2 protein-coding genes are annotated in these 1,542 nt (G+C 60.9%); both read right to left on the bottom strand.

Features of this window, described 5'->3' with window-relative positions:
- Positions 1 to 221 precede the first annotated feature (221 nt).
- Positions 222 to 644, bottom strand: coding sequence for a PIN-like domain-containing protein (locus F604_RS0111615; RefSeq protein ID WP_019551783.1), 423 nt, complete (start codon positions 642 to 644; stop codon positions 222 to 224).
- Positions 641 to 1,357: a DUF433 domain-containing protein gene (locus F604_RS0111620; RefSeq protein ID WP_019551784.1), complete on the bottom strand. Its 717-nt coding sequence runs from the start codon at positions 1,355 to 1,357 to the stop codon at positions 641 to 643. The genes F604_RS0111615 and F604_RS0111620 overlap by 4 nt, the downstream gene beginning before the upstream one ends.
- Positions 1,358 to 1,542 lie beyond the last annotated feature (185 nt).

Raw genomic sequence — 1,542 nt, forward strand, 5'->3', positions numbered from 1 at the left:
GCTTTGCTGAGGTGCGGGAAGTGCTGGAGAAGATGCTTCTGGAGAGGTATGCCCCCCGTACACAGACGCTTACACATAAATCTTGACACGACCCGGGGAAACCTTCCGGGTCCTGAAGGAGAAGGAGCTCAAGCGCTTTGGGGAGTACCGGACGAGAAGGCTGGTGCTGGAAGCGTGGGAGAGGCTTTTCTCTAGGGATTGACCTGGCCGGGCAAGGGTACCTATCTGAGAGGGATTGCCTCCATGCGATAGCGCTTCCGACCGCTTTTGCTTTGATCCACACGAAGGCGAGCCACAAAGGGCGGCGGGGTCTTCTGGAGGAAATCCTGAACTTGGGGTTGGGCCTGATAAAACTCCGAAGCCAGAACCAACAGCCAGCCCTTTTGGGGGTTCTTGGGGAAAGGGAACAAGATGACCCCGGCCCTGTAGCGCAAAATGGCGGCCTTTTCCTCCTGCCGGTAACGCATCCTTTTATCCAGGGTCAAGACCACCCAACCCCGCGAAGCCACCACGCGCAATAGGTCCTCATCGGATACATCCGGGGCGAAGTGGTCGTCGTGAAGTTCCACCGCAAGGCCAAGTTCCCGAAGCTTCTGCCCAAAGCCCTTCCCCAGGTTGCGGTCGCAGAAGAAGACCGGGCTCACGCGGCCGTGCCCTCAAAAACCAGGGCTTCCCGAACGGCCTCGGGGGGAAGGCCGTAGTCCTCGGCGATCTCCTCTAGCTCTTCCCCAGCGTTGTACCGAAAGGCCAGGACTCGGGTTTGGACCCTTTCCACCATAGGGGCCCCAAAAGCCACTCGGGGGTCCAAAGCAATCCACTCCGCGCGGACCTTCTCGCCTACCGGGGGGCGGAAGCGAAGAGGCAGGCCCTTCTCGTCACGCTCTACACGCTTAAGGAACGACTCCAAAACCTCGCGCAAGGCCACCTGGCCGCTCCGGGTCAGGGAGAGAAGCTCTCTGCCCCGATCCACAAAGACCTCTCCCAGGCCTGCCTTGAGGTCTAGGAGCAAGGGGCGCTCTTCTCCCAACCAACTCTTGGCCACCTCCACCGCCTGGCGCACCCGTTGCATGGAAATGCGGTGCTCCCGGCGCAGGGCCGCCAGCACGTTGGCTTCCACCAAGTTGTGGAAGGAGAGGAGCGGCCCGCCCCCAGGGGTTTGAATCAAGGGCGGTGACCACTCGCGCTTGGCCCCCCCTTGGACCGGATAGTTGCGCCCCCGCACCCACGTTCGCAGGGTGGCCTCCGGTACGCCCAGGTACCAGGCCGCCTCCTTTAGGGTGTAAAGGGGGGATTCCCTGGGGTCCTGGCGAGGCTCACCCGGAGTCAAGGGGTGGTTCGTGCTCTTCTCCTCTCCCATTCCCGCCCCAATTCTACCAGCCTTTACTAGCTTGTAAACGATCAAGATCACGGGCCGCGTCCATCTGTTTAAACTCAGAATACCTTCGTGTGCTAAGTGCCAACCCCTTATCATGTCAACATGGCAGCCCCTCTTCAGATCCAGCTGACCCCTGAGGAGGACCGGCTCCTGCTGGAACTCTCCCT

The sequence above is a fragment of the Thermus scotoductus DSM 8553 genome (assembly GCF_000381045.1).
In the GTDB taxonomy this organism is placed as follows: domain Bacteria; phylum Deinococcota; class Deinococci; order Deinococcales; family Thermaceae; genus Thermus; species Thermus scotoductus.

Excerpts from the sequence above, each read along its gene's own strand:
- F604_RS0111620 (WP_019551784.1), bottom strand. The coding sequence starts at position 1,357 with ATGGGAGAGGAGAAGAGCACGAACCACCCCTTGACTCCGGGTGAGCCT.